The organism is Janthinobacterium sp. UMAB-60 (assembly GCF_900095235.1).
Taxonomy (GTDB): Bacteria; Pseudomonadota; Gammaproteobacteria; order Burkholderiales; family Burkholderiaceae_D; genus Janthinobacterium.
This window is the reverse complement of sequence record NZ_LT607484.1, coordinates 308643-332899: the sequence shown is the minus strand read 5'-3', so window position 1 is coordinate 332899 and position 24257 is coordinate 308643. Positions and strand designations below refer to the sequence as shown.

21 protein-coding genes are annotated in these 24257 nt (G+C 61.9%); 9 read left to right on the top strand and 12 right to left on the bottom strand.

Annotation, left to right across the window (positions count from 1 at the left end):
* From K0F86_RS07405 to K0F86_RS07380, 6 genes are all read left to right on the top strand, one after another.
* Positions 1–618: YDG domain-containing protein (locus tag K0F86_RS07405; RefSeq protein ID WP_257572028.1), on the top strand; the 618-nt coding region annotated here is incomplete at its 5' end.
* The gene (locus tag K0F86_RS07400; RefSeq protein WP_306823187.1) at positions 543–2513 is read left to right on the top strand and encodes a YDG domain-containing protein; all 1971 of its coding nucleotides are present in this window, start codon (positions 543–545) and stop codon (positions 2511–2513) included. The genes K0F86_RS07405 and K0F86_RS07400, both read left to right, overlap by 76 nt.
* 4 nt (positions 2514–2517) lie before the next feature.
* Positions 2518–3252: a FecR domain-containing protein gene (locus K0F86_RS07395; protein ID WP_219133808.1), complete on the top strand. Its 735-nt coding sequence runs from the start codon at positions 2518–2520 to the stop codon at positions 3250–3252.
* Between the two features lie 72 nt (positions 3253–3324).
* A complete protein-coding gene (locus K0F86_RS07390) occupies positions 3325–5718 on the top strand; it encodes a heavy metal translocating P-type ATPase (protein WP_219133807.1) in 2394 nt (797 codons plus the stop codon).
* 1 nt (position 5719) lies between these two features.
* Positions 5720–6139, top strand: a complete 420-nt coding sequence (gene cueR / locus K0F86_RS07385; protein ID WP_219133806.1) for a Cu(I)-responsive transcriptional regulator — start codon at positions 5720–5722, stop codon at positions 6137–6139.
* Between the two features lie 20 nt (positions 6140–6159).
* Positions 6160–6882 (top strand): glutathione S-transferase, encoded by a 723-nt coding sequence (locus tag K0F86_RS07380; RefSeq protein ID WP_219133805.1) that lies wholly within the window; start codon positions 6160–6162, stop codon positions 6880–6882.
* Positions 6883–6928: 46 nt separating this feature from the next.
* Here the strand turns inward: K0F86_RS07380 and K0F86_RS07375 are convergent, their stop codons facing one another.
* Both K0F86_RS07375 and K0F86_RS07370 read right to left on the bottom strand, forming a co-directional pair.
* Complete coding sequence (locus K0F86_RS07375; RefSeq protein ID WP_077407505.1) at positions 6929–7129, bottom strand: heavy-metal-associated domain-containing protein; 201 nt, start codon at positions 7127–7129, stop codon at positions 6929–6931.
* A gap of 82 nt (positions 7130–7211) precedes the next feature.
* Positions 7212–8153: a bestrophin family protein gene (locus tag K0F86_RS07370; protein ID WP_219133804.1), complete on the bottom strand. Its 942-nt coding sequence runs from the start codon at positions 8151–8153 to the stop codon at positions 7212–7214.
* Between the two features lie 452 nt (positions 8154–8605).
* On the opposite strand from K0F86_RS07370, the gene K0F86_RS07365 reads away from it, so the two are divergent.
* Together K0F86_RS07365 and K0F86_RS07360 are read left to right on the top strand one after the other, a co-directional pair.
* Positions 8606–10288, top strand: coding sequence for a serine hydrolase (locus tag K0F86_RS07365; RefSeq protein ID WP_219133803.1), 1683 nt, complete (start codon positions 8606–8608; stop codon positions 10286–10288).
* 156 nt (positions 10289–10444) lie between these two features.
* Positions 10445–11812, top strand: coding sequence for an NAD-dependent succinate-semialdehyde dehydrogenase (locus tag K0F86_RS07360; protein ID WP_219133802.1), 1368 nt, complete (start codon positions 10445–10447; stop codon positions 11810–11812).
* 24 nt (positions 11813–11836) lie between these two features.
* Here the strand turns inward: K0F86_RS07360 and K0F86_RS07355 are convergent, their stop codons facing one another.
* The 10 genes from K0F86_RS07355 to K0F86_RS07310 form a co-directional block, all read right to left on the bottom strand.
* Complete coding sequence (locus K0F86_RS07355) at positions 11837–12511, bottom strand: site-2 protease family protein (protein WP_219133801.1); 675 nt, start codon at positions 12509–12511, stop codon at positions 11837–11839.
* 136 nt (positions 12512–12647) lie between these two features.
* The gene (locus K0F86_RS07350) at positions 12648–14453 is read right to left on the bottom strand and encodes a PhoH family protein (RefSeq protein ID WP_219133800.1); all 1806 of its coding nucleotides are present in this window, start codon (positions 14451–14453) and stop codon (positions 12648–12650) included.
* A 301-nt stretch (positions 14454–14754) separates the two neighbouring features.
* A complete protein-coding gene (locus K0F86_RS07345) occupies positions 14755–15225 on the bottom strand; it encodes a peroxiredoxin (protein ID WP_219133799.1) in 471 nt (156 codons plus the stop codon).
* A gap of 76 nt (positions 15226–15301) precedes the next feature.
* The gene (locus K0F86_RS07340) at positions 15302–16261 is read right to left on the bottom strand and encodes a polysaccharide deacetylase family protein (RefSeq protein WP_219133798.1); all 960 of its coding nucleotides are present in this window, start codon (positions 16259–16261) and stop codon (positions 15302–15304) included.
* Complete coding sequence (locus tag K0F86_RS07335) at positions 16261–17313, bottom strand: bifunctional UDP-4-keto-pentose/UDP-xylose synthase (protein ID WP_099762873.1); 1053 nt, start codon at positions 17311–17313, stop codon at positions 16261–16263. Before K0F86_RS07335 ends, K0F86_RS07340 begins: the two co-directional genes overlap by 1 nt.
* A 21-nt stretch (positions 17314–17334) precedes the next feature.
* On the bottom strand, positions 17335–18252 hold the full coding sequence (locus K0F86_RS07330; RefSeq protein ID WP_219133797.1) for a formyltransferase: 918 nt from the start codon (positions 18250–18252) through the stop codon (positions 17335–17337).
* Positions 18252–19247 carry a glycosyltransferase gene (locus tag K0F86_RS07325; protein WP_219133796.1) on the bottom strand — a complete coding sequence of 332 codons (996 nt, stop codon included), beginning with the start codon at positions 19245–19247 and terminating at the stop codon, positions 18252–18254. The genes K0F86_RS07330 and K0F86_RS07325 overlap by 1 nt, the downstream gene beginning before the upstream one ends.
* Positions 19248–19258: 11 nt before the next feature.
* Entirely contained in the window at positions 19259–20395 is a 1137-nt protein-coding gene (locus K0F86_RS07320; protein ID WP_219133795.1) for a DegT/DnrJ/EryC1/StrS aminotransferase family protein, read from the bottom strand.
* A gap of 129 nt (positions 20396–20524) precedes the next feature.
* Positions 20525–22198 (bottom strand): glycosyltransferase family 39 protein, encoded by a 1674-nt coding sequence (locus tag K0F86_RS07315; RefSeq protein WP_219133794.1) that lies wholly within the window; start codon positions 22196–22198, stop codon positions 20525–20527.
* Entirely contained in the window at positions 22195–22587 is a 393-nt protein-coding gene (locus tag K0F86_RS07310; protein ID WP_219133793.1) for an Mth938-like domain-containing protein, read from the bottom strand. Before K0F86_RS07310 ends, K0F86_RS07315 begins: the two co-directional genes overlap by 4 nt.
* Before the next feature lie 420 nt (positions 22588–23007).
* On the opposite strand from K0F86_RS07310, the gene K0F86_RS07305 reads away from it, so the two are divergent.
* Complete coding sequence (locus K0F86_RS07305) at positions 23008–24237, top strand: pyridoxal phosphate-dependent aminotransferase (protein ID WP_219133792.1); 1230 nt, start codon at positions 23008–23010, stop codon at positions 24235–24237.
* Positions 24238–24257: the final 20 nt, after the last annotated feature.

Here is a 24257-nt window from a genome sequence, read left to right as displayed (position 1 = left end):
TATGTACTCACCTCGACCACCGGCGCCACCAGCGCCACCATTACCCAGCGCGAACTGGCGCTGGGCTTTGCGGCCGCCGGCAAGACCTATGACGGCAACAGCGCCGCGTCATTGACGATTACCGATAATCGTATCGCCAACGACGTGCTGACGGCAACGGCCAGCGGTGCATTTGCTGACAAGAATGCTGGCAGCAACAAAGTCGTGACGGTGCAAAACGCCAGCCTGTCCGGTACCGATGCGGCCAACTATGTACTCACCTCGACCACCGGCGCCACCAGCGCCACCATCACCCAGCGCGAACTGGCGCTGGGCTTTGCGGCCGCAGGCAAGACCTACGACGGCAACAGCGCCGCGTCATTGACGATTACCGACAACCGTATCGCCAACGACGTGCTGACGGCAACGGCCAGCGGCGCATTCGCCGACAAGAATGCCGGCAGCAACAAAGTCGTGACCGTGCAAAACGCCAGCCTGTCCGGCACCGATGCCGCCNCGCCAACTATGTACTCACCTCGACCACCGGCGCCACCAGCGCCACCATTACCCAGCGCGAACTGGCGCTGGGCTTTGCGGCCGCCGGCAAGACCTATGACGGCAACAGCGCCGCGTCATTGACGATTACCGACAACCGTATCGCCGGTGACATCCTGATAACAACGGCCAGCGGTACATTCGCTGACAAGAATGCCGGCAGCAACAAAGTCGTGACGGTGCAAAACGCCAGCCTGTCCGGCCTTGACGCAAGCAATTACACCTTGGGCACGACCGGTGGCACGGCAACGGCCAGCATCGCGCAGCGTACGCTGAATCTGGGCTATACGGGTGTTGACAAGGTGTATGACGGCATGACCGGCGCGCAGGTGGCGATCAGCGACGACCGCATCGCCGGCGATGTGCTGAGCGCATCGGCCAGCGCGGCCTTCGCCAACAAGAATGCAGGCGGCGGCAAGACGGTAACGGTACAGAATGCCAGCCTGTCCGGTAACGATGCTGGCAACTACCGCCTGGCCGACACGACTGGCGCGACCACGGCCACTATTGCCCGCGCCGCGCTGACCCTGGCCAGCGTCAGCGCCAGCGACAAGGTGTACGACGGCACGCAAGTGGCCAATGTCAGCGGCACCGTGGCGGGCGTGATCGGCCAGGATGCCGTCAGCCTGGCGGGCGGCAGCGGCACGTTTGCCGACCGCAACTATGGCAGCGGCAAGACGGTCAATGTCAGCGGCTTTGGCCTGTCGGGCGCGGATGCCGGCAACTACGCTTTGACCTCGACCGGTGGCATGGCCCAGGCCAGCATCGCCCAGCGCGCCTTGTCGACCTGGATCGGCGCGGCCGGTGGCTTGTGGAGCGACGCCGCCAACTGGGAAGGCGGCGTGGCGCCAAGCGGCGCCAATGTGCTGGCGGCCGATTTTTCGGCCAGCACCGGCAACGTGGTGTACACGGCGGCGGCCGGCGACACCGTGCTTGATCGCTTGAGCTCGCGCGGCGGCCTGAACCTCACCGGCGGCAGCCTGCTGGTCAATAATGCGCTGACGGTGGCCAACTATGCGCAGACCGGCGGCTTGCTGGGCGGCCTGGGCAATGTTACGGTCAGCAACAGCTTCAGCCAGAGCGCCGGCGCCATCCATATCGGCGGCAACCTGGCTGTGACCCAGGCCGCCGGCGACCTGCGTTTCGCGGCATTGACCGCCAATAGCATCAGCCTGAACGCTGTCGCCGGCGCCATCAGCCAGAGCGGCGCCGTGGTTGCCGGCAGCCTGGCCACGCAATCGCAAACCGGCACCGTGCTGAACGACGCCGGCAACCGTGTCAAGAACTTCAGCGCCGGCAACAGCGGCGCCGGTGGCATTGCGCTGACCAATACCAGTGCGCCTGACGTGCTGGTGCTGGGCGCCCTGTCGACCGGTTCCGGCGACGTGCGCATCGAAAGCACGGGCGGCATCGAGAGCCATGCGATCGATGCCAATAGCGGCAATGTGAGCCTGATCGCACACAGCCCCGTCAATGTGCAGGGCGTAGTCAAAGGCAACGACATCACCGTCGACTCCAGTACGGACGTGGCCTTCGGAGACGGCGCGCGCGTCAATGCGGCGCGCGCCATCGCGGTCACGGCCGGTACCGGCGTCACCTTTGCCGGCGCGGCCACGCTCGATGTGCAGGCCACGGGCGGCATCGCCGTGCTGGCGAAAAACGGCGACCTGACCGCCGCCGAGACCGTGCGCATCAACAGCCGCGGCGCGCCCGTGTCGCTGCTGGCGCCGAATGGCCGGGTCAACGTGCCGGCCTCGGTGCTGGTGGCCCAGCCGGTGACGACGCCCGTGGTGCCGCCAAGCACCATCATCCGCGCCGTCAATACCTTGCCGGCGTTCAGCGAGCAATACAACCCGCTCAACCAGCTCACTACGCCCAACAACGTGGCCACGCCGCTGCTGGCCGCCCCATCCAAAGAATCGACGAAGGAAGCAACAGATGATCCTCAACATGGTATCAAGAAGACCTATTGCAACTAGGCCGATGCTGGCCGGCGCCATGCTATGGCTGGTGCTGATGAGCATGAGCCTGCATGCGTTCGCCCAGGTAGCCGGCACGGTGACGCAGCTGAGCGGGCCGATGATGGCGAAAAAGGCTGACGGCAAGGTCAAGATATTGTCGCTCAAGTCCGAGGTGGAGGCTGGCGATACGCTGGTGACGGAGAAAAACACCTATGCCCTGGTGAAATTCATCGACAACAGTGAGATCACCCTGAAGCCTGGTACCACCTTTGTGGTCGAGCAGTTCGCCTACCAGGCCGACCAGCCGGACGGTGACCGGGCCTCGTTCAACCTGCTCAAGGGGGGCTTGCGTTCGCTGTCGGGCTTGCTGGGCAAGCGCAACAAGGAAAAGTTTTCCCTGAAAACGCCGGTCGCCACCATCGGCATCCGCGGCACGTTTTTTATTGTCGAGTACTTGGCGCCCTCGACGCCCGTGCCAACGTCGGTTGCACCCACCGTACCGACGCCGGCCAGGCCGCCAGGGCTGTATGTGCAAGTGCTCGATGGCCTGATTCATGTGACGAATCCAGCGGGTACGAGTAATTTTTCCGCTGGCCAGTTCGGCTATACGCCGAATTTCCGGCAGCCACCGGTGCTGCTGCCGGCCAATCCTGGGATTTCGTTTGCGCCGCCGCCCGTGTTCAATTCCAGCACGGGTCCGACCGCCAGCAACGGCACGCCGGGCAAGTCGAACAATGTCGACTGCGAAGTACGCTAAGTTTCGCTTGACCTTCCCATCATGGTAGGGACGATCCTGTAGACATCACCTCTTATCTACAGGATCAGCGCCATGCAGCCAGCTTCCCCTTATTTGCAATCGTTCACGGTCGAAGGCATGACCTGCGCCTCGTGCGTGGCCCGCGTTGAAAAAGCGCTGGCGGCCGTACCGGGCGTGACCAGCGCCAGCATCAACCTGGCCACCGATACGGCCAGGGTGGCGTCCAGCCAGAACGTTCCGCTGGCCACCTTGCAGGCGGCGGTGGACAAGGCCGGCTATGCGGTGGCGCAGCGCGAGATCGACCTGAACATCGCCGGCATGACGTGCGCCTCGTGTGTGGGTCGGGTGGAAAAAGCCTTGCTGAAAGTGCCGGGCGTGCTTGCCGCCAGCGTCAACCTGGCCACGGAAAGCGCGCGCGTCAAGGTGACGGGCGACGCCAATGCGGGCGTCCTGATCGCCGCCATCGACAAGGCCGGCTATGCCGCCACGGTGCCCGCCGCCAGCCAGGCCAGCGCACCTGCCGCCGTGCCCAACCGCGACGGCATGAAAGTGGCGTTCGCGGCCGTGCTGGCTTTCCCCCTGATGCTGCCCATGCTGCTCGAATGGGCCGGCATCCACCTGATGCTGCCTGGCTGGCTGCAATTCGCGCTGGCCACGCCCGTGCAGTTTTACTTTGGCGCGCGCTTCTACAAGGCGGGCTGGAAGGCGGCCCGCGCGGGCAGCGGCAATATGGATTTGCTGGTGGCGCTGGGCACGAGCGCCGCGTATGGCTTGTCCGTCTATCAATGGCTGACGGCGGGCGAGATCTTGCCGCACCTGTACTTCGAAGCGTCAGCCGTCGTCATCACGCTGGTGTTGCTGGGCAAATGGCTGGAAAGCCGCGCCAAGCGTCAGACTGCCTCGGCCATCCGCGCGCTGCAAGTGTTGCGTCCGGAATCGGCCCGCGTGCGCCGCGACGGCGTCGAGATCGATTTGCCCGTGGAACAGGTGAAGGTGGGCGACCTGGTGGTCATCCGCCCTGGTGAACGGGTGGCCGTCGATGGCGTGGTGGTGGAAGGCGCCAGCCAGGTCAACGAATCGCTGATCACGGGCGAAAGCTTGCCGGTCGATAAGCATCCGGGCGACAAGGTCACGGGTGGCGCCATCAACGCCGATGGCTTGTTGCTGGTGCGCACGCAAGCCGTCGGTGGCGAGACGACCTTGTCGCGCATCATTCGCCTGGTGGAAGACGCGCAGGCGGCCAAGGCGCCCATCCAGCATCTGGTCGACAAGGTCAGCGCGATTTTTGTTCCCGTGGTGCTGGTGCTGGCGCTGCTGACCATGCTGGGCTGGTGGTTTGCGACCGGCGAGCTGGAAAATGCCATCATCAATGCCGTGGCCGTGCTGGTCATCGCGTGCCCATGCGCGCTGGGCCTGGCCACGCCGACGGCCATCATGGCCGGCACGGGCGTGGCCGCCCGCTACGGCATCCTGATCAAGGATGCGGAAGCGCTGGAAGTGGCGCACGCCGTCGATACCGTCGTGTTCGACAAGACGGGCACTCTGACGGTAGGAAAGCCCGCCCTGGCGGCCCTGCATGCGCACGGCATCGACGATGCACGGCTGTTGCAGCTGGCGGCCAGCATCCAGCGTGGTAGCGAGCACAGCCTGGCCACCGCCGTGCTGGATGCGGCCGGCGCGCGCCATATCGAACCCTTGCCCGCCACAGGCCTGTCGGCCTTGCCGGGCCGTGGCCTGGCGGCCCAGGTCGATGGCCTGGAACTGAAATTGGGCAGCACGCGGCTGATGCAGGAGTTAAACGTGGACATGGCGCCGTTGGCGGCGCAAGCCTTGTCCCTGGAAAATACAGGCAACACGATTTCCTGGCTGGCCTCGGCATCGGAACTGCTGGGCTTGTTCGCCTTCAGCGACCAGGTCAAGCCGAATGCGCAGGCGGCCATTGCCCATCTGCACAGCCTGGGCATCCGCACGGTGATGCTGACGGGAGACAACCAGGGCAGCGCCGACGCCATCGGCAAGCTGCTGGGCATCGACACGGTGGCGGCGAAAATGCTGCCGGCCGATAAAACCGCTAAAATCACCGCACTGAAAGGCGCGGGCGCCAGGGTGGCCATGGTGGGCGACGGCATCAACGATGCGCCCGCGCTGGCGGCCGCCGACGTAGGCATCGCCATGTCGACGGGGACCGATGTGGCCATGCATGCGGCCGGCATCACGCTGATGCGTGGCGATCCGGCCCTGGTGGCGGACGCCATCGATATCTCGCGCCGCACCTACAGCAAGATACGGCAGAATCTGTTCTGGGCATTTATCTACAATATGATCGGCATTCCGCTGGCCGCCTTCGGCCTGCTCAACCCCATGGTGGCGGGCGCGGCGATGGCCTTCAGTTCCGTCAGCGTGATCAGCAATGCCCTGTTGCTGCGCCGCTGGAAAGCCCGCAGTGCGCATACCAAGGAGTCATAGCATGAATATCGGCCAGGCAGCCAGTGAAACGGGCGTATCGGCAAAAATGATACGCTACTACGAAAGCATTACCTTACTAAAACCCAGCGCGCGCAGCGATGCCGGTTACCGCATCTACACGCCGAACGACTTGCACGCCTTGCGTTTTATCAAGCGCGGGCGGGGACTGGGTTTTTCGCTGGAACAGATCCGCGAGTTGCTGTCGCTGTGGCAAAACGACCAGCGCGCCAGCGCGGACGTGAAAGGCATCGCCCTGGCCCACGTCGCCGAGCTCAACAAGCGCATCGCGGAACTGACGGAAATGCGCGATACCCTGGCCCACCTGGCCCAATCGTGCCATGGCGATGACAAGCCCGATTGCCCCATCTTGCAAAGCCTGGGCCTCGCCGGCGAGACGGAAGCGAAGGCTTGCTGCCATTGAGGTAAATCAACGGAGGTGGTATGGCGTATGAACTGTATTATTGGCCCACGATACAGGGGCGCGGCGAATTCATCCGCCTGGCACTGGAAGAGGCGGGCGCCGACTACCGCGATATCGCCCGTTTGCCTGAACGCCATGGGCAGGGCATGCCCGCCATGCTGGCCTGCCTCGACGGCGACTGCACGCCACACGCCGCCTACGCGCCGCCCGTGCTGCGCGATGGTGACGTGCTGATCGGCCAGACCACGAATATCCTGCTGTACCTGGGCCGACGCCTGGGCCTGGCGCCGCGCGCGGAAAGCGGCCGTTTGTGGCTGAACCAGCTGCAACTGACGCTGGCCGACTGGCTGACGGAAGTGCACGATACGCACCATCCGCTGTCGATGAATCAATATTATGAAGAGCAAAAACAGGCAGCCATACTGCGCAGCGCGGATTTCCGCGCCTCGCGCCTGCCCAAGTTCCTCGATTATTTCACCCAGGTCTTGCTGAACAGCCGCGGCCAGTACCTGGTGGGCGCAAGACTCACGTATGGCGACCTGTCGCTGTTCCAGATGCTGGCGGGCCTGCGCTATGCGTTTCCGCAAGCCATGGCACGCCTGGCGCCGCAGTATCCTGCCTTGTTTGCGCTGCACGATACGGTGGCGGCGCGGCCGAATATCGCCCGCTACCTGCGGTCGAAGCGCAGAATTGCGTTCAATGAGGAAGGCATCTTCCGCCATTACCCCGAGCTGGACGGATAAAAAAACAGCCGGCGCATAGGCCGGCTGTCTTGTTGCTGCGTGGTTGTTATTGCGCGCTGGTGACGGGGTAGCCCGCCTCGACAATCGCGGCGCTGATGGCGCCCAGTTCGGCGGGCGATTCCACCGTGACGCGCTTGCTGGCCAGGTCGATCTGCACCTGCGCTTGCGGATCGACGCCTTGCACCGCTTTCGTGACCGAGCCGACGCAATGGCCGCAGCTCATGTTTTCAACTTGTAACTGATACATGCAAGCACTCCTTGAATGATTAAGTGCGTCCACTGTAAGCCTTCCCCCGATGGGAAGGTCAAGGGAAAAGCTGGCGTGTGGATCAATTCAGCAGGAAATCGTCGGCTTGCATGGGCGGCGGCACGTTCTCGTCCTGCACGGATTCGCGCAAGCTGATTTCGATGGCGCGGCACATGGCCGACAGCGGTAAATCGTTGGCATCTTCGCCGAACGGTTCCTCGATCTCGTCGCCCAGGGCATCGAGGCCAAAGAAGGTGTAGGCGACGATGGCGACGACGAACGGCGTCATGAAACCGAGCGAGTCGACCAGGCCGAAAGGCAGCAGGAAACAGTACAGATACGCCGTGCGGTGCAGCAGCAGCGAATACGAAAACGGAATCGGCGTGCTGCGGATGCGTTCGCACGAGGCGCCCGCCGCTACCATGGCCGAGACCGTGTTATCGATCTGTGCGGTGAGGATGCTGTCGATACGCCCCTGCCGGATGCAGTCGGCCAGGTCGTGGCCCATCTGCAGCATCAGGTAGTCGGACGGGTTCGAGGCCTTGCAGGCCGCTTCCCATTCGGCCGGGCGCAGCAGCGGCTGCAAGTCGTCCGGTCCGCGCGTGTCGCGCAACTGGTGGCGCAGGGCGTGGCAAAAGGCGATGGTGCGGTAGATCATGCGCACGCGCACATCGTCCAGGCCCAGCCGGGCGTGGGCTGGGGTATCGCTGCGGATCATGGTCTGGCACTGGCGCGAGAAATTACGGCTACGCAACACCAGTTCGCCCCACAGCTTGCGCGCTTCCCAGTAGCGGTCGTAGGCGGCCGTGTTGCGAAAACCCAGGAAGATGGCCAGCGGCAAGCCGATCAGGGTAAACGGGATGGTCGTGAGGATGACCTTGTGATCGAACAGGGTGCCGTGGCACCAGGTGACCAGGGTGGCGATCAGGGTATTGACGATGAGGGTGGTGCGGATGCGCGGCAGGACGGAGCCGCGCACCACCAGGAACAGCCGTAGCGCCGAAGGACGCTCGCGCACGATCATGCTGTGCTCCCAGTTTGGGGCTGGTGATCGGTAAGGGGGGAAAGACAGAATGGCAAATGCCGGGAACAAAAAGCCCGCTGTGTGTGCGGGCTGAGCAGGGTGTGCATGGGAAACAATGTAGGGGAGACGGTTTGAGTATAGGCCGCGGACCCGTTTCCAGCCAATTCACAGTGGCGATAGGTGTTATTCATTTCATGAATGAATATTTCATTTGTAAGTATTTGTGTGAATTTCAGCGCGGCACTGAGTCGAGCATACGATAGGTAGCCAAAAAATCATGGCGGCAAGCTGGCGTGCATTGCGACACGTGACAAAGGGAGAGATTTGCGGCAGGGGCGTCTGTTAGGCTGGCTGAGCTAAATGGAAATATTTCCTATAGTAAATCCATTATCCCGATAGCCGCCGCCAGGGGCATGGTCAGCTTGTTTATCCCTCCTGTGAAAGTGATTTGCATGTTTAAAGTCTCCAGTCTGTGCCTTGCCACCCTGATCCTGTTGCAAACACCTGCCAGCTGGGCCGGCCAGCCCGCTCCACTGAGTGCCCGGCAGCAGGCGCTGGCAGCGCAAATCGATGCCAGCATCGCGCCGTATTACAAGTCGACCGAGCCCGGTGCCGTGGTCATCGTCGTCAAGGAGGGACAGCCCCTGTTGCGCAAGGCGTATGGCCTGGCCAGCGTGCAGGATGGCCAGCCGCTGACGCCCGACATGTCGCTGCGCCTGGGCTCCATTTCCAAGCAGTTCACGGCCGTCGCCATCCTGCTGCTGGCGGACCAGGGCAAGCTGGCCGTCACCGATGACATCACGACATTCCTGCCCGACTATCCGACCCACGGCAAGAAAATCACGATCGCGCAGCTGCTCGCGCACACCTCCGGCATCCACGACTATACGGTCAAGCCTGAATTCGTGCCCAACAGCACGAAAGACTTGAGCGTGGCGCAGATGATCGATTTCTTCAAGAACGATCCGCTCGATTTTGAGCCGGGCACGCAGTGGCGCTACAGCAGCTCCGGCTATTTCCTGCTGGGCGCCATCATTGAAAAGGCTTCGGGCCAGCCGTATGCCACTTTCATGGAACAGCAGATCTTTGTACCACTGGGCATGAACGACACAGCCTATGAAGGCCGCGAGCGCCAGCCTGGCAAGCGCGCGGCCGGACATATCCGTTCGGGCGAGGCGTATGTGCCGAACCTGCCCCTGAGCATGACGCAGCCGTATGCGGCTGGCGCGCTCGTCTCCACCGTGGACGACCTGGCGCGCTGGGATGCGGCCATTTCGGACGGCAAGCTGCTCAAGGCCGCCACCTGGCAGCAGGCGTTCACGCCGGTAAAACTGAACGATGGCAAGGCCACCCGCTACGGCTATGGCTGGATGCTGGGCACCTGGCAAAACACGCCCGTCATCCACCATGGCGGCGGCATCAATGGCTTTGCCACGTATGCGATGCGCTTGCCCAAGGAAAAAGTCTACGTGGCCGTGCTGGAAAATTCGGACACGGGCCTGGTCGACCCGGACGTGGTGGCGCGCAAGGCGGCCGCCGTCGCCGTGGGCCGGCCGTATCCCGAGATCAAGGTCATTACGCTCAAGCCCGCCATCCTGGACGCCTATGCGGGCGTGTACGCCATCAACGACAAGGCCGGCTACACGATCCGCAACTTCGAGGGCAACTTGCTGCTGCAGCGCACGGGCGGCCCGGCGCAACGCATGCTGGCGTATTCGCCAAATGGTTTCTTGATTGAAAATACGCTCACCACAGCCGAATTCGAGCGGGGACCGAAGGGCGAGGCGCAGCTGATCCTCAATGATGGCGGCGAATCGAAGTCGGTGCACGAGCGCGCCAGCGCCGCCAAGCCGGCGCGTACGGTGGTTGCCATGACGACGGCGCAATTCGATGCCTACGTGGGCAAGTATGCGCTGGCGCCCGAGGTCTACCTGGAAGTGACGCGCGAGGGCGATAAATTCTTCGCCCAGGTGACGGGTTTCCGCAAGCTGACCATGCTGCCGATGAGCGAGACGGCTTTCTTCTCGAATGAAGTCGATGCGGAAGTGCGCTTCAGCAAGGATGCCGATGGCAAGACGCAACAACTGGTGCTGCGTCAGGAGGGGCAGGATATGCCGGCCAAACGCGTGAACTGAGCTTCCCTGGCTGATTTTTCATCCGTGCACAGGCGCCGCAAGGTGCCTGTTGTCATTGACCGCTATGTTCGCGTGCGTACTGTCGCGCTGCCAGTCCTCCAGCATACTGCCCAGCTACCCCACGCAATCCCGGGGCGCCACGACCAAGGAAACCAGATGAGCTATCAGACCACGAATCCCTACAGCGAACAGATCGAGCAGACTTTCACGTCGCATAGCGATGCGCAAATGGACAGTATATTGGCCCAGGCCGCCACCACCTTCGAGAGCGACTGGCGCCAGCGCAGCTTTGCCGAGCGCAAGGTAGTCGTCAAGAAAGCGGCCATGCTGCTGAAAGAACAAGGCGATGACTTCGCCAAATTGATCACCATGGAAATGGGCAAGCTGTTCAAGGAAGCGCAGCAGGAAGTGTCGCTGTGCGTGAAAATCCTCGACTACTACGCCGATAATGCCGAGCAATTCCTTGCGCCCAAGCAACTTGACGTCAAGCGCGGCGCGGCCAGCGTGGAAATCGCGCCGCTGGGCGTGATCTTCTGCGTCGAGCCGTGGAATTTCCCGTATTACCAGCTGGCCAGGGTCGCGGGTCCGAATTTGATGGCGGGCAATACCCTGGTAGTGAAACATGCGTCCAACGTGCCCCAGTGCGCACTGGCCTTTGAAAAACTGTTCCTTGACGCGGGCGCGCCGGCAGGCGCCTACACCAACGCATTCTTTTCCAGCGAGCAAGTGGCCACGGCCATCGCCGACCCGCGCGTGCAGGGCGTGGCGCTGACGGGCAGCGAGCGCGCCGGCGCCTCCGTGGCGGCCACGGCCGGCAAGGCCCTGAAAAAAACCACGATGGAACTGGGCGGCAGCGACGCCTTCATCGTCCTGGACGACGCCGACATGGACCTGGCCGTCAAGCTGGCCGTCATCGGTCGCATCCAGAATGCGGGCCAGGTTTGCGACGGCTCGAAACGCTTTATCCTGGTCGACAGCATTGCTGATACCTTTGTCGAACGTTTCCAGGCAGAACTGGCCAAGCTGCAGGCAGGCGACCCGATGGATGCCGCCACGACCCTGGCGCCGCTGTCGAGCAAATCGGCATTGGACCTGGCCGTCAAGCAAGTCGGCCAGGCCGTTGAAGGCGGTGCGAAAGTGCTGCTGGGCGGCAAGCGCATCGAGCGTGCCGGCTACTTCATGGCGCCGACCATCCTCACCGAAGTCACGCCAAGCAATCCCGTCTACTACCAGGAATTCTTTGCCCCCGTCGCCATGATTTTCCGCGTCAAGGATGACGACGCGGCGATCGCCCTGGCCAACGATTCGCCCTTCGGCCTGGGTGGCACCATCATCACGGCGGACGTCGCGCGCGGCAAGCGCCTGGCCAGTCGCATCGACACGGGCATGGTATTCATCAACTCGCCCGCCATCACGGCGCCTGAACTGCCATTTGGCGGCGTGAAACATTCGGGTTACGGCCGCGAATTGTCCGACCTGGGCATCATGGAATTCGTCAACCGCAAGCTGGTGCTGGTCGGCTGACCGGCCGACCTTGGGGGCGCTGCCTTAGGTCCCCATAGCTTGCCAGCCATACCAGCCGAATGCCGCCGCCCACGCCAGCAAGATCGCCAGCCCCGGCAACAGCATCCATTTCGTCAGCGTTTCTTCCCACGCCACAAAAGCGCGTCCGCCGCGGGCGATGGCCAGCAGCGCCTGTCCGCCGTTCAAGCCGGCGAACGGCAGCAGGTTGAAGGCGCACAGTTTCAATGCGAACAGGGCGAACACCAGCGCAAAGCCGTGCGTGCGGGCAAACGTTCCCCCTTCACCCAGCAATTCCTGCGCCGTCGACAGCGGCGCCAGCGCACCGTGGACGATCTGCCCGAAGGCGGCGATAAAGCGCTCCCAGCCCGAGGTTCCCATGATGCCCAGCGACAAGGCCAGCAAGACGGCCACGCCGCTCAATGGCAGCAGCACCTGCTTCCACAGCGGCTGGAAGTTATACGCGTCAAGGCATGGGTCGTCGTCATACAAGGTTTCCTCACGCGTATCTTTCAGCACCACATTGCCTGCCAGCGGCAGCAGTTTGACGCGCACTTTGCCCCAGCTCAGCAAGGTCGGGCCCACGCCGTAGCTGATGCTGCGCACCGTGATGCCGAACAGCCTGGCGCAGGCCGCCATGACGGAAATGTGGATCAACATGAAGATGAGGAGGCAAAGCAGCAACTGGAAGGCGTGAGGCATCGGATACGGTGTCCTGGAGGAAAGAGAGCGGTATTAGACCATGTCGCAGGAAAAAGTCGCGCACATGAAAAAGCCCCGCCTGCATCGCTGCAGCCGGGGCTTCGAATGACTGGGGCAGCTTGCGCCGCCCTATAACTTACAGCACTTCGCTGGCGTGGTCGGCCAGGCGCGAACGCTCGCCGCGCGCCAGGGTGACGTGGCCGCTGTGGGTCCAGCCCTTGAAGCGGTCGACCACGTAGGTCAGGCCGCTCGAACCTTCCGTCAGGTACGGTGTGTCGATCTGCGCGATGTTGCCCAGGCACAGGATCTTCGTGCCGGGACCGGCGCGCGTGACCAGGGTCTTGACCTGTTTCGGCGTCAGGTTCTGTGCTTCATCGATGATGAGGAACTTGTTGACGAAGGTGCGGCCGCGCATGAAGTTGAGCGACTTGATCTTGATGCGCGAGCGGATCAGGTCTTGCGTTGCCGCACGGCCCCATTCGCCGCCATCGGAGTCGGACTTGTTCAGCACTTCCAGGTTGTCGTCGAAGGCGCCCATCCATGGTGACATCTTTTCTTCTTCCGTGCCGGGCAGGAAACCGATGTCTTCGCCGACGGGCACCGTCACGCGGGTGACGATGATTTCATTGTAGAGCTTGGTTTCCAGCACTTGCGCCAGGCCGGCGGCCAGGGCCAGCAGGGTCTTGCCGGTACCGGCCTGACCCAGCAGGGTGACGAAGTCGCATTCCGGATTCATCAGCAAGTTCAGCGCGAAATTCTGTTCGCGGTTGCGCGCCGTCACGCCCCACACATTGTTCTTCGTGTGGCTGAAGTCGCGCAGGGTTTGCAGCACGGCCGTCTTGCCATTGATCTGTTTCACCTGGCCGTAGAACGGCGTTTCGCCGTTTTTCGGTTCCAGGTAGATGAACTGGTTGACCAGCAGCGATGGAATGAACGGGCCCGTCACGCGATAGAACGTCGAGCTGTAGCCGTTCTTGCTTTCCTGCCACGATTCCATGTCCTTGCCGTGCTTGTTCCAGAAGTCGTCCGGCAGCTGCACGATGCCCGAATACAACAAGTCCGTGTCTTCCAGCACATGGTCGTTGAAGTAATCTTCGGCCGGCAAGCCCAGGGCGCGCGCCTTGATGCGCATGTTGATGTCTTTCGACACCAGCACGACGGGGCGGCCATCCTGTTCCGATTCCAGCGAACGCACGACGGCGAGAATCTGGTTGTCGGCTTTGCCGACTGGCAAACCGGCGGGCAGGTCGGCGTTTTGCAATCGCGTCTGGAAGAACAGGCGGCCCTTGGCGTCCTTGTTGCCCAGCTTGGACAGCAGGATGCCTTGCTCGATGGCGTCGTCGTCCGTGTTGCTGATCAGGGCGTCGAGCGTGCGCGACACCTGGCGGGCGTTGCGCGCCACTTCGGTCATGCCCTTCTTGTGGTTGTCCAGTTCTTCCAGCGTCATCATCGGCAGGTACACATCGTGTTCCTCGAAGCGGAACAGCGACGATGGATCGTGCATCAGCACGTTGGTGTCAAGCACGAACAGCTTGCGGATGCCGCGCTGGTCGGCGGCGCGGCTGGCGGACGACTTGAGCTGGACTTCGACGGCCTTGTGCTTGGCCGGATGCGGCTGCTCGGCCTGCTTGACGGACTTGATCGGCGTGACCTTGCCTTTCGCCGCAGGCGCGGCTTTTACCGGCGCCGCTGGCGCGGCAACAGGCGCGGCAACGGCTGGCGCAGGCGCCGGCTTGGCGACCATCAGGGCCGCCACTTGCTTGATCTTCGTGGCCGCATTGCGGACCGGCTTGGCAACTTCGGCGATCGCCGCTTCAATGATCGGTGCAGCCACTTTCTTGGCTGCCGGGGTTTTGGTGGCCGGGCGCGCTGCGCCTGCGGTTGGATAATCTTGGGTGGCCAGGATGGTGGCTGGCTTGCTCGGTAATTTTGGCAGTGGCATCAGGATCTCAATCAAAAAATTTCTGGAATGAATCGCCCATGGGCAGCCAGCTTCTGGCGGCACTTCTCATGGGGTGGATGCGGGGGGAACAACAATGCTACAGGACGAGAGACTGCCGGAAGGCCGGCAACATGGCTGGTCATGGACGCCATCGGCGGGCTGCAGGCCCGCCTGGCGGAGTGGGTGGAGGCGCTTCGTTGACTCAAAATGGCGATAGGTACCGTGAACTGAACTGCGGTTGAGCTAATGTCGAACCAAGCTGGCTGGATGCCGACAACGCGCATGCGATCAGAACAGATGATCAATTCAGACGCGCCACGAATTCCAGCACTTCTTCCACGTGAGTTGCGACCTTCACGCCTCTCCATTCTTTCACCAATCGGCCCTGGGCGTCAATCACAAACGTGCTGCGTTCGACGCCACGGACCGTCTTGCCATACATCTGTTTCATCTTCATGACGTTAAACAGCAGGCAAACGGCTTCGTCCGGGTCGGAAATGAGCTCGAATGGCAGTTCCAGCTTGGCTTTGAAGCTTTCGTGCGAGCGCAGGGAATCGCGGCTGATGCCGTAGATTTCCACGCCGGCGGCAACAAATTGCGGATACGCGTCACGGAAGGCGATGTTTTCCGTGGTGCAGCCAGGGGTGTTGTCCTTCGGATAGAAAAACAGCACCGTGGCCTTGGCCGGACGGCCCAGCAACTGAAAGGTCTTGCCGCTGGTCATGGCGGCACTAAAGTCGGGTATGCTAACGAGGGATTGGCTATCAGCCACAGGTTCTCTCCTGAACGGTGATCATCAGCGCTGTTTTTTTAATCTGGCAACGCATCCAGGTGCAACAATACAGCATTCAGGCCGCTTTGCCCTGCACAATCAGGCGTCCCGAACGCCCGGGCAACTCATCCCAGGTGATGGGGCAAACGGGCAAGTCCGACTCTTTTATCTTTTCATAATAATCGCCCATCGCTGCAAACTGGTAGCCCTGGGCTTTCCAGCCCGCCAGCAGTTGTTCGAAAATGGGGGCGAGTTTCTGTCCTTCAAGTTCCGCATGCAAGGTATACACGTGATCGCGCGGATTATCCGCCGTCAGTGACAATATATGCGCGGCAACATTGCCAGTCGTGATCAGCTTGCCGTCGATTTCGCAGCCCAGCAATTCATCCAGGGTGGGCAGGGTGGTGGGTAGTTGCACGCATTGCAGGATGGTGTTGCCGTTGCGCACGCGGTGCGGGCCTTGCGACGGCTGCGCCATGGCGCCGCGCGCGTCGAGCATGGCGCGACCATCGGAGGCAAAGCGGTAGCCGGCCGTGTCGTGTTCGACAAAGGCGCTGACATTCATTTGCCAGCCGGCCGCGCCGTGCGTGTGCGGCTTGGCGCCAAGCACCTGTTCGTAGCGGTTGGCGGCCTTGCGCATCATGTTGATGGTCCACGCAGCGTTGCGCTTGGCCACGTTGTCTTGCCACAGGGTGTGATCCCAGGTGTGGATGCCGCACTCGAAACCGGCATCGCGCACGGCGCGCAATTGCGCCGCGCATTGCTTGCCGATATCGGGGCCCGGCAGCAAGGTGCCGTACATCAATGTTTTCAAGCCGTAGTGCTCGACCACCGAGGTGCGCGACACCTTGCTGAAAAAGCCGGGCCTCAAGGCGCGCCGCAGGGCCCAGCCCGTGTGGTCGGGGCCCAGCGAGAACAGAAAGGTGGCCTTGGCCTGGTGCGCGGCCAGCATGCGCACCAGATTGCCCATGCCTTCACGGGTGCCGCGATAGGTATCGACGTCGATTTTCAGGGTCAGGAACGGCTTGCTCAACATTAATCCATCAAGGCTTTGGCTTGGGCTACCTGGCTGCGGTAGGCGTCGAAGATATTGCGCAGGGAATCGGCCATGGTGGTGCTTGGCGCCCAGCCCAGTTCTTCGCAGGTATTCGTGATTTTCGGCACGCGGTTTTGCACGTCCTGGTAGCCGGCACCATAGTAGGCGCCCGACGTCGTTTCCACGATGTTCACGTGTTTCGCGCCTTCGGCGTATTCAGGATACTCGGCAGCCAGGGTCAGCATCATGCCGGCCAGGTCGCGGATCGAGTAATTGTTGACTGGATTGCCAATGTTGTAGATCTTGCCGCTGGCGATGCCATTCTTGTTGGCGATGATGCGCATCAGCGCATCGATGCCGTCATCGATGTAGGTGAACGCGCGTTTTTGCGCGCCGCCGTCGACCAGCGAGATGTTCTCGCCGCGTACGATATGGCCGAAGAATTGCGTCACCACGCGCGAGGAACCTTCTTTTGGCGTGTGGATCGAGTCCAGGCCGGCGCCGATCCAGTTGAATGGACGGAACAGCGTGAAGTTCAAGCCTTCCATGCCGTAGCCCCAGATCACGCGGTCCATCAGCTGCTTGGCGTTCGAATAGATCCAGCGCGGCTTGTTGATCGGGCCGCAGATCAGTTCCGAGTTTTCCGGATCGAATTCCTCGTCGTGGCACATGCCATACACTTCCGAGGTCGACGGGAACACCAGGTGCTTGCCGTACTTGGCGGCCGAACGCACGATAGGCAGATTGGCTTCGAAGTCCAGTTCGAACACGCGCAGCGGCTGCTTGACGTAGGTCGACGGCGTGGCGATGGCGACCAGCGGCAGGATCACGTCGCATTTCTTGACGTGGTACTCGACCCATTCCTTGTTGATCGTGATGTCGCCTTCGAAGAAGTGCATGCGCGACTTGTAGTTGTCATCTTCCAGCAATTCCGTGATGCGGTCCGTGTTCATGTCCATGCCATAGACATGCCAGTCGGTGGTTTCCAGGATGCGCTTGGACAGGTGGTGGCCGATGAAGCCGTTGACGCCTAAGATGAGGACTTTTTTCATGTGAGATTCTCTTGAGTGATATCAGTGTGTGCTGACGCGGGCGGTCAGACTTGCTTGCAATTGCTGAGCCGAAATCGGCTCCCCGGCAGCCCTCAGGGCGGAAATGGCCAGCATGCGGCCGTCTCCGCAGACGCCAAAGATGCAATTATCCACTACCGCCAAGCCCGCTGGCAAACTTCCTGCGGAACGCTTGCTCAAACGGGCGGTTTCGATGATGTAAATGACATCATTGACTTCGGTGAACGCGCCGGGATAGGGAGGGGCGACGGCCCGGTGCAGGTTGTATACCTGTTGCGCAGGTAACTTCCAGTCGATGCGGCCGTCTTCCGGCTTGCGCCCGCCAAAATAGCCGCCCTGGCGCAAATCGTTCAACTGGCGCGGCGCCGTACCGTCCAGCAAGGCCGGCAGTACACCCCACAGCGTTTGTTCCGCCGCCACGGTGACCTTGCCGAACACTTCGAAGGCCGTGTCGTCGGGCAGGATGGGCACGGCCGTTTGCGCCACGATGGCGCCGGCGTCGGGCTTGACCGTTATTTCATGCAGGGTGGCGCCCGTCTGCGTGGCGCCATGCAGCACGGCCCAGTTGACGGGCGCGCGGCCGCGGAACTGCGGCAGCAGCGAGCCATGCATATTGTAGGCGGGCGCGACTTCCAGGATGCTGGCGGGCAGCATATGGCGGTAGTAAAAGCTGAACAGCATGTCCGGTGCCGCCGCCTGCACCTGCGCCAGCAGCTCGGGCGCGCGCGCGTCCAGAGGTGTGATGTACGGGATGCCTTCGGCCTGGCACAGGCTGGCGACGGATTCGAACCACAGGTTTTCCGTGGGGCTGTCTTCGTGCGTGACGACGAGGGCGATATCGACGCCGCCAGCGAGCAGCACCTTGATGCAGCGCACGCCCACATTGTGGTAGCCGAAGACGACGGCGCGTGGGGCGCCCATCAGCGGCCCACCTGGCGCTTTTCCAGGCGCACATACGATGGCGCCTCGGCTTCCGCCTGGACCATGCCGTCCTGCAAGATGGTTTGCACCACATAGCGGGGACGGGCACGCACTTGCTGGAAGATGCGTCCCACGTATTCGCCCACCAGGCCGATGCCGAACAGGATCACGCCCATCAGGAAGAAGGCGATGGCGAACAGGGTGAACACGCCTTCGGCCTCCGCGCCCAGCAGGAAGCGGCGCACCAGCAAATAGATCACCAGCAGGGCGGAGCTGACCGACAGCAGCATGCCCAGCATGGAAAAGATTTGCAGGGGAATCAGCGAAAAGCCCGTGACGAGGTCGAAATTGAGGCGGATCAGGCTGTACAGCGAATATTTCGATTCGCCGGCGGCCCGTTCCTCGTGCTCGACGGTGATTTCCGTCGGCTTGCGCGCGAACGTGTAGGCCAGGGCGGGTACGAAGGTGTTGACTTCGGCGCACTGGTTGACCAGGTCGATCACATTGCGGCCATACGCGCGCAGCATGTTGCCCTGGTCGGTAATTTTGATATTCGTGATCTTTTCACGCAGGCGGTTCATCATTTTCGACGCCAGGGTGCGCCAGGCGGAATCTTGCCGCTTGCGCCGGATCGAGCCCACGTAATCGTAGCCTTCGCGCATCTTCGCCACCAGGTTGCCGATTTCTTCGGGCGGGTTCTGCAGGTCTGCGTCGAGCGTGATCATGATTTGCCCGCGCGAGGCTTCAAAACCGGCCAGGATGGCCATGTGCTGGCCGTAATTGCCGTTGAACAAGACGACGCGCGTGACGTCGGGGCGCTGGCGGAATTGTTCCGCCAGGATCGCCACCGAATTGTCGCGGCTGCCATCGTTGACGAAGATGATCTCGTAGCTCGTCTGCAAGGCGTCCAGCGCTGGATACAGGCGCGCGAACAGGCTGGCCAGGCCATCCTGCTCGTTGTAGATTGGAATGATAATGGACAGTTCAGGTTTCATCGGCGCGCTGCTCACTTGATGAGAATGGATTTGACGGTGGCGACGGCGCGTTCCACGTCCTGTGTCGTCATGGCGTAGAACATCGGCAAGGTCACGGTCAGGCGGCCGATCTTTTCCGAGACGGGGAACATGCCCTCGGTAAAGCCGCGTTCACGGTACATGGTAAACAAGTGGATCGGTGCGTAATGATAGCCCGTTCCCACGTTTTGCTGCGCCATTTGCTGCATGAACGCGGCGCGCGTGCCGGGGCCATTGTCGGGCAGGATGATCTGGAACAAATGCCAGTTGCTGTTTTCAAAGTCTTGCACGGGCAACTGGGCGCCGCTCTGCGCTTCAAAATCGCTGCCGAATTGCTCAAAGTAATGGCGTGCCAGCGCGCGGCGGTGGGCCGTGATGGCGTCGATATTGGCGAACTGGCCCAGGCCGATGGCAGCCATGATGTCGCTCATGTTGTATTTTCCGCCCAGCACATCGACATCGATGCCGTCGACGCCGCTGCGCGTCACGCCCTGCAGCCGGTATTTCTCGGCCAGCTTCGCTTCTTCCAGGTTGTTGAGGACGAGGCAGCCGCCTTCGCCCGTGGTGATGTTCTTGTTGGCCTGGAAGCTGAACGAGACGAAGTCGCCAAAGGACCCGATGCGCTTGCCCTTCCAGGTCGAGCCGAACGCTTGCGCCGCGTCTTCCACGACTCTTAAATTGTACTTTTCAGCAATCGCGTACAGGCGGTCCATGTCGACAGGCAAGCCGGACAGATAAACGGGGATGATCGCTTTCGTGCGGGGCGTGATGGCCGCTTCCAGCTTGTCGAGGTCGATATTCCGGGTGACCGGGTCGATATCGGCAAACACGGGCGTGGCGCCCACTTCGATGATGACGTTGGCCGTCGCCACCCACGACACGGGCGTCGTGATGACTTCGTCGCCGGGGCCTATGCCGGCGATGCGCAGCGCGATTTCCATGGTGCAGGTACCCGAATTGAAGGTACGCACGGGGCGTCCGCCGAAATATTCGGACAGCTGGGCTTCGAAGGCTTGTACTTTCGGGCCGCTGGTGATCCAGCCCGAGCGCAGCACCTCGCCGACGGCGGCGATGGTCGCTTCATCGATGGTGGGTTTGGAAAAAGGCAAAAAGGGCAGGGTAGAGGTCATGGGCGTGGTTCTTGGTTCTGTATTCTGTCAGGATATCGGCATCGCCGGTTCAGCGGTGAAAAATCCTGCTGATGCGGGGGGCGGGGCCAGCCGGGGTGCGATGCATGCCGCCTCGCCCCCGTTAAGCATTTATTTATTGGCAACGACAATGCGGCGCGCATCTTCGGCAATGACACGCATGGGCACGCCACGTTGTTGCAATTCCTTGTAACGGTACAGGCTGATAATGGCCATGTCGTGCACGCCGGCGTTGGCATCGTTCGTCCACTGCGTGATGAAAGGCTCGATGGTCGGAATGGACAGTTCGGGCTGCTGTTTCAGGCCAAACGTGAACTCATCCCAGTAATCGACGAGGATCACGGGCCGCTGCAGATAATAGGTCAGCGACTGTTCATAAATGCCGACCGAATAGAGCTTGGTATCGGCCGTCAGTTCAGCCTGGATCTGCGGCAGCATGTCGGTACCCGCGCGGTTCTGGCCATACAGTTCGGAGCCGGCCAGGATGCAGTGCGTGGCCAGGAAGCCGGCGCCGGCGATCGTCAGCACGGTCATGTCGCGGCGCAGCTGGCGCGCATGCAGCAAGGCCAGGGCACCGCCGGCCAGGACGAAGAAGCCGGTCGCCATCAGCCATGGCTGGTAGCCTTTCAGCGCCGCCAGCTCTGCCGGATCGCGTTCGCTGGCGTGATTGAAGCCGATCGGCGCACCGATCAGGATGGCGACGCCCAGCACGCACAGCAGGCCGGCGGCGAACAGGCGCTGGCGGCGCGAGGCCGACTCCAGGAATAGCGCAATCAGCAGCGCCAGAGCGGGGAAGATGGGCACGATGTAGCCGGGCAGCTTCGAGGTCGAGTAGCTGAAGAAGAAAGTGATGAACAGGACCCAGATCAGCAGCATCAAACGGGGCTGGAAGGTGCCTTCCTGGCGCTTGAAGGCGGCAGCCAGGCTTTGCGGCAGCACGCCTATCCATGGCAGGATGCCGGGAATGAGCAGGACCAGGAAGTAGTACCAGGCGCCTTCGCGCTTGTGACCCTTCATCAGGAAACGCTGGAAGTGCTCGTGGATGAAGAAGAAATGCGGTTGCTCCGGATTGCGCAGGGCCACCAGCACGAACCATGGCGTGGCGATGGCGAAAAACACCAGCAAGCCCTTGATCAGATGCAAGCGGGTCCAGATGCGCCAGTCGCGCGCGCACAGCGAATACAGCACCAGCACGGCGCCCGGCAGCACGATGCCGATCAGCCCCTTGGCCAGCACGGCCAGCGCCATGCCTGCCCAGCACAGCAGCATCCAGTTGCGCCGCTCGGCGGGGGAGGCCTCGTCGCGCTGGGCCACCAGCAGGCTGGTCAGCACGATGGTCATCATGCCCGACAGGCTCATGTCCAGCGAATTGATCTGGCCGGAAGCGAGCCAGAACAGGCTCGATGCCAGCACCAGGCCGGCATACAAGCCCACGCGCGGACCAAAGACTTTCTTGCCTGCATAGGCCGTCATGCACACGCCGATGATGCCGCATACGCCCGTCCATAGGCGCGCCTGCCATTCGCCCAGGCCGAAGGCGGCGAAGCTGAGTGCATTCATCCACGTTTGCAGGGGCGGCTTTTCAAAATACTTGATGCCGTTCAGGCGCGTGGTGACCCAGTCGCCGGTGACGAACATTTCGCGCGCCATCTCGGCGTAGCGGCCCTCGTCGGGCGGCACCAGGGTGCGCACGCCCAGCGCATACAGGGTGACGACGATGAAGATGCCCAGCAGGGACCACATCAGCAGCCGCGACGAGTGCAGTTCGTTGACATTGATTTTCATGTGGCGCTGCCTGCGCCGGGAGCCAGGATCAGGGCCAGGGTGACTTTGCGGCCTTCGCCCATCAGGATGTTGTAGGTGCGGCAGGCTGCCTGGCTATCCATGCACTCGACGCCGATGCGGCGCATGGTCAGCGCGGCCGTCAGCTGCGGATGCACGAAACGCTGGCGCTCGCCCGTGCCGAGGATGACCACGTCGGGCGCGTCGGCCAGGATTTGCGCGAAATGCGCCTCGCTCAGCTGTTCGAAACTGTCCACCTCCCACGCGCGTGGCGGCGTTTCCGGCATGACGATCAGGCTGTAGTTGTACGGCTGGGCATTGATCTCCACGCCATTTTCATCGTAGCCTGTGACGGTTTGGTATTGTTGGGTGCTGCTGGCATGCAGTTTCATGGCGATGTCGGGGCTGTTCGTGTCGGTTGATCGGTGCGCGCGCTGTGCGGATGCGCGCTGCGGCCAAGGGCGTAAGCATGCCATAAATGACAGAAAAGAGCGACTAAAAAGCAACATCCTTTCCAATTTGCAATTTATGGGCAAATTTTTGGCGCAACAGTGGCCGGCGGCGTTTGCCATAGTAGTAGGCAAAGATTAAGAGAAGATGAAGAGCGTCCGCCGGGAAAAGCACGCGCGTGCCGGGCAGCGTGGCATAAACGGCGAGAAATGCTGCAATTTACCATGTTTAATTTGATAAAATGGCCTGCTTTCGGCGAGAATGGTTGTTTTCGCATTGCAGTCTCACGGGTTCACAGTTCTGGCGCGGCTTTCATGCTGCAAGCGTAGGTCGGCCGCGCCGCATCACGACAGGGATTTATTTTGCGACCGATTCAGAAATCGAATAAATTGGCGGACGTCTGCTATGACATCCGCGGCCCGGTCCTGGAAAAATCCAGGCAAATGGAAGAAGAGGGCCACAAGATCACCAAGCTCAATATCGGCAATCTGGCCGTATTCGGCTTCGATCCGCCCGATGAGATCGTGCGCGACATGATGCTCAATCTGCAAAATGCGGCCGGCTATACGGATTCGAAAGGCATGTTCGCGCCGCGCAAGGCCGTCATGCATTACACGCAGGGCAAGAATATCGCCGGCGTGACCATCGATGACATTTACCTGGGCAATGGCGCTTCCGAACTGATCGTCATGTCGATGAACGCCCTGCTCAACAGTGGCGACGAAGTGCTGGTGCCGGCGCCCGACTATCCGCTGTGGACGGCCGCCGTCAGCCTGTCGGGCGGCAATCCCGTGCATTATGTGTGCGACGAACAGAACGAATGGTATCCCGATATCGAGGACATGCGCCGCAAGATCACGCCGCAAACGAAAGCCATCGTCGTCATCAACCCGAACAATCCCACCGGCGCGCTGTACCCGGTTTCCGTGCTGCAGCAGATCGTCGACCTGGCGCGCCAGCACCAATTGATCATTTTCGCCGACGAGATCTACGACAAGGTGCTGTACGACGAAGCCGAGCACGTGTCGATCGCCTCGCTGGCCGACGACGTGTTGTTCATCACCATGAACGGCCTGTCGAAGAATTACCGCTCCTGCGGCTACCGTTCCGGCTGGATGGTGGTCTCGGGCGAAAAGCGCCACGCAAAAGATTACATCGAGGGCCTCAACATGCTGGCCTCGATGCGGCTATGCGCCAACGCGCCGGGGCAGTTTGCCATCCAGACGGCGCTTGGCGGCTACCAGAGCATACAAGACCTGGTGGGGCCCGGCGGGCGCCTGTTGAAACAGCGCGACCTGGCGCACAAGCTGCTGACCGATATTCCGGGCGTCACCTGTGTCAAGCCGAAGGCCGCGCTGTACATGTTCCCGCGTCTGGACCCGGAGGTCTACCCGATCGCCGACGACCAGCAGTTTGCCTATGAATTACTGGCCGAGGCCAAGGTCCTGATCGTGCAGGGCACGGGTTTCAACTGGATCGCGCCCGACCATTTCCGCGTCGTCTTCCTGCCCAATTCCGATGACCTGACCGAGGCCATGGGGCGCATCGCGCGCTTCCTCGAGGGTTACCGCAAGCGTCACGGCCGGGGCTGAACCGGCCAGCAGCAATCTCG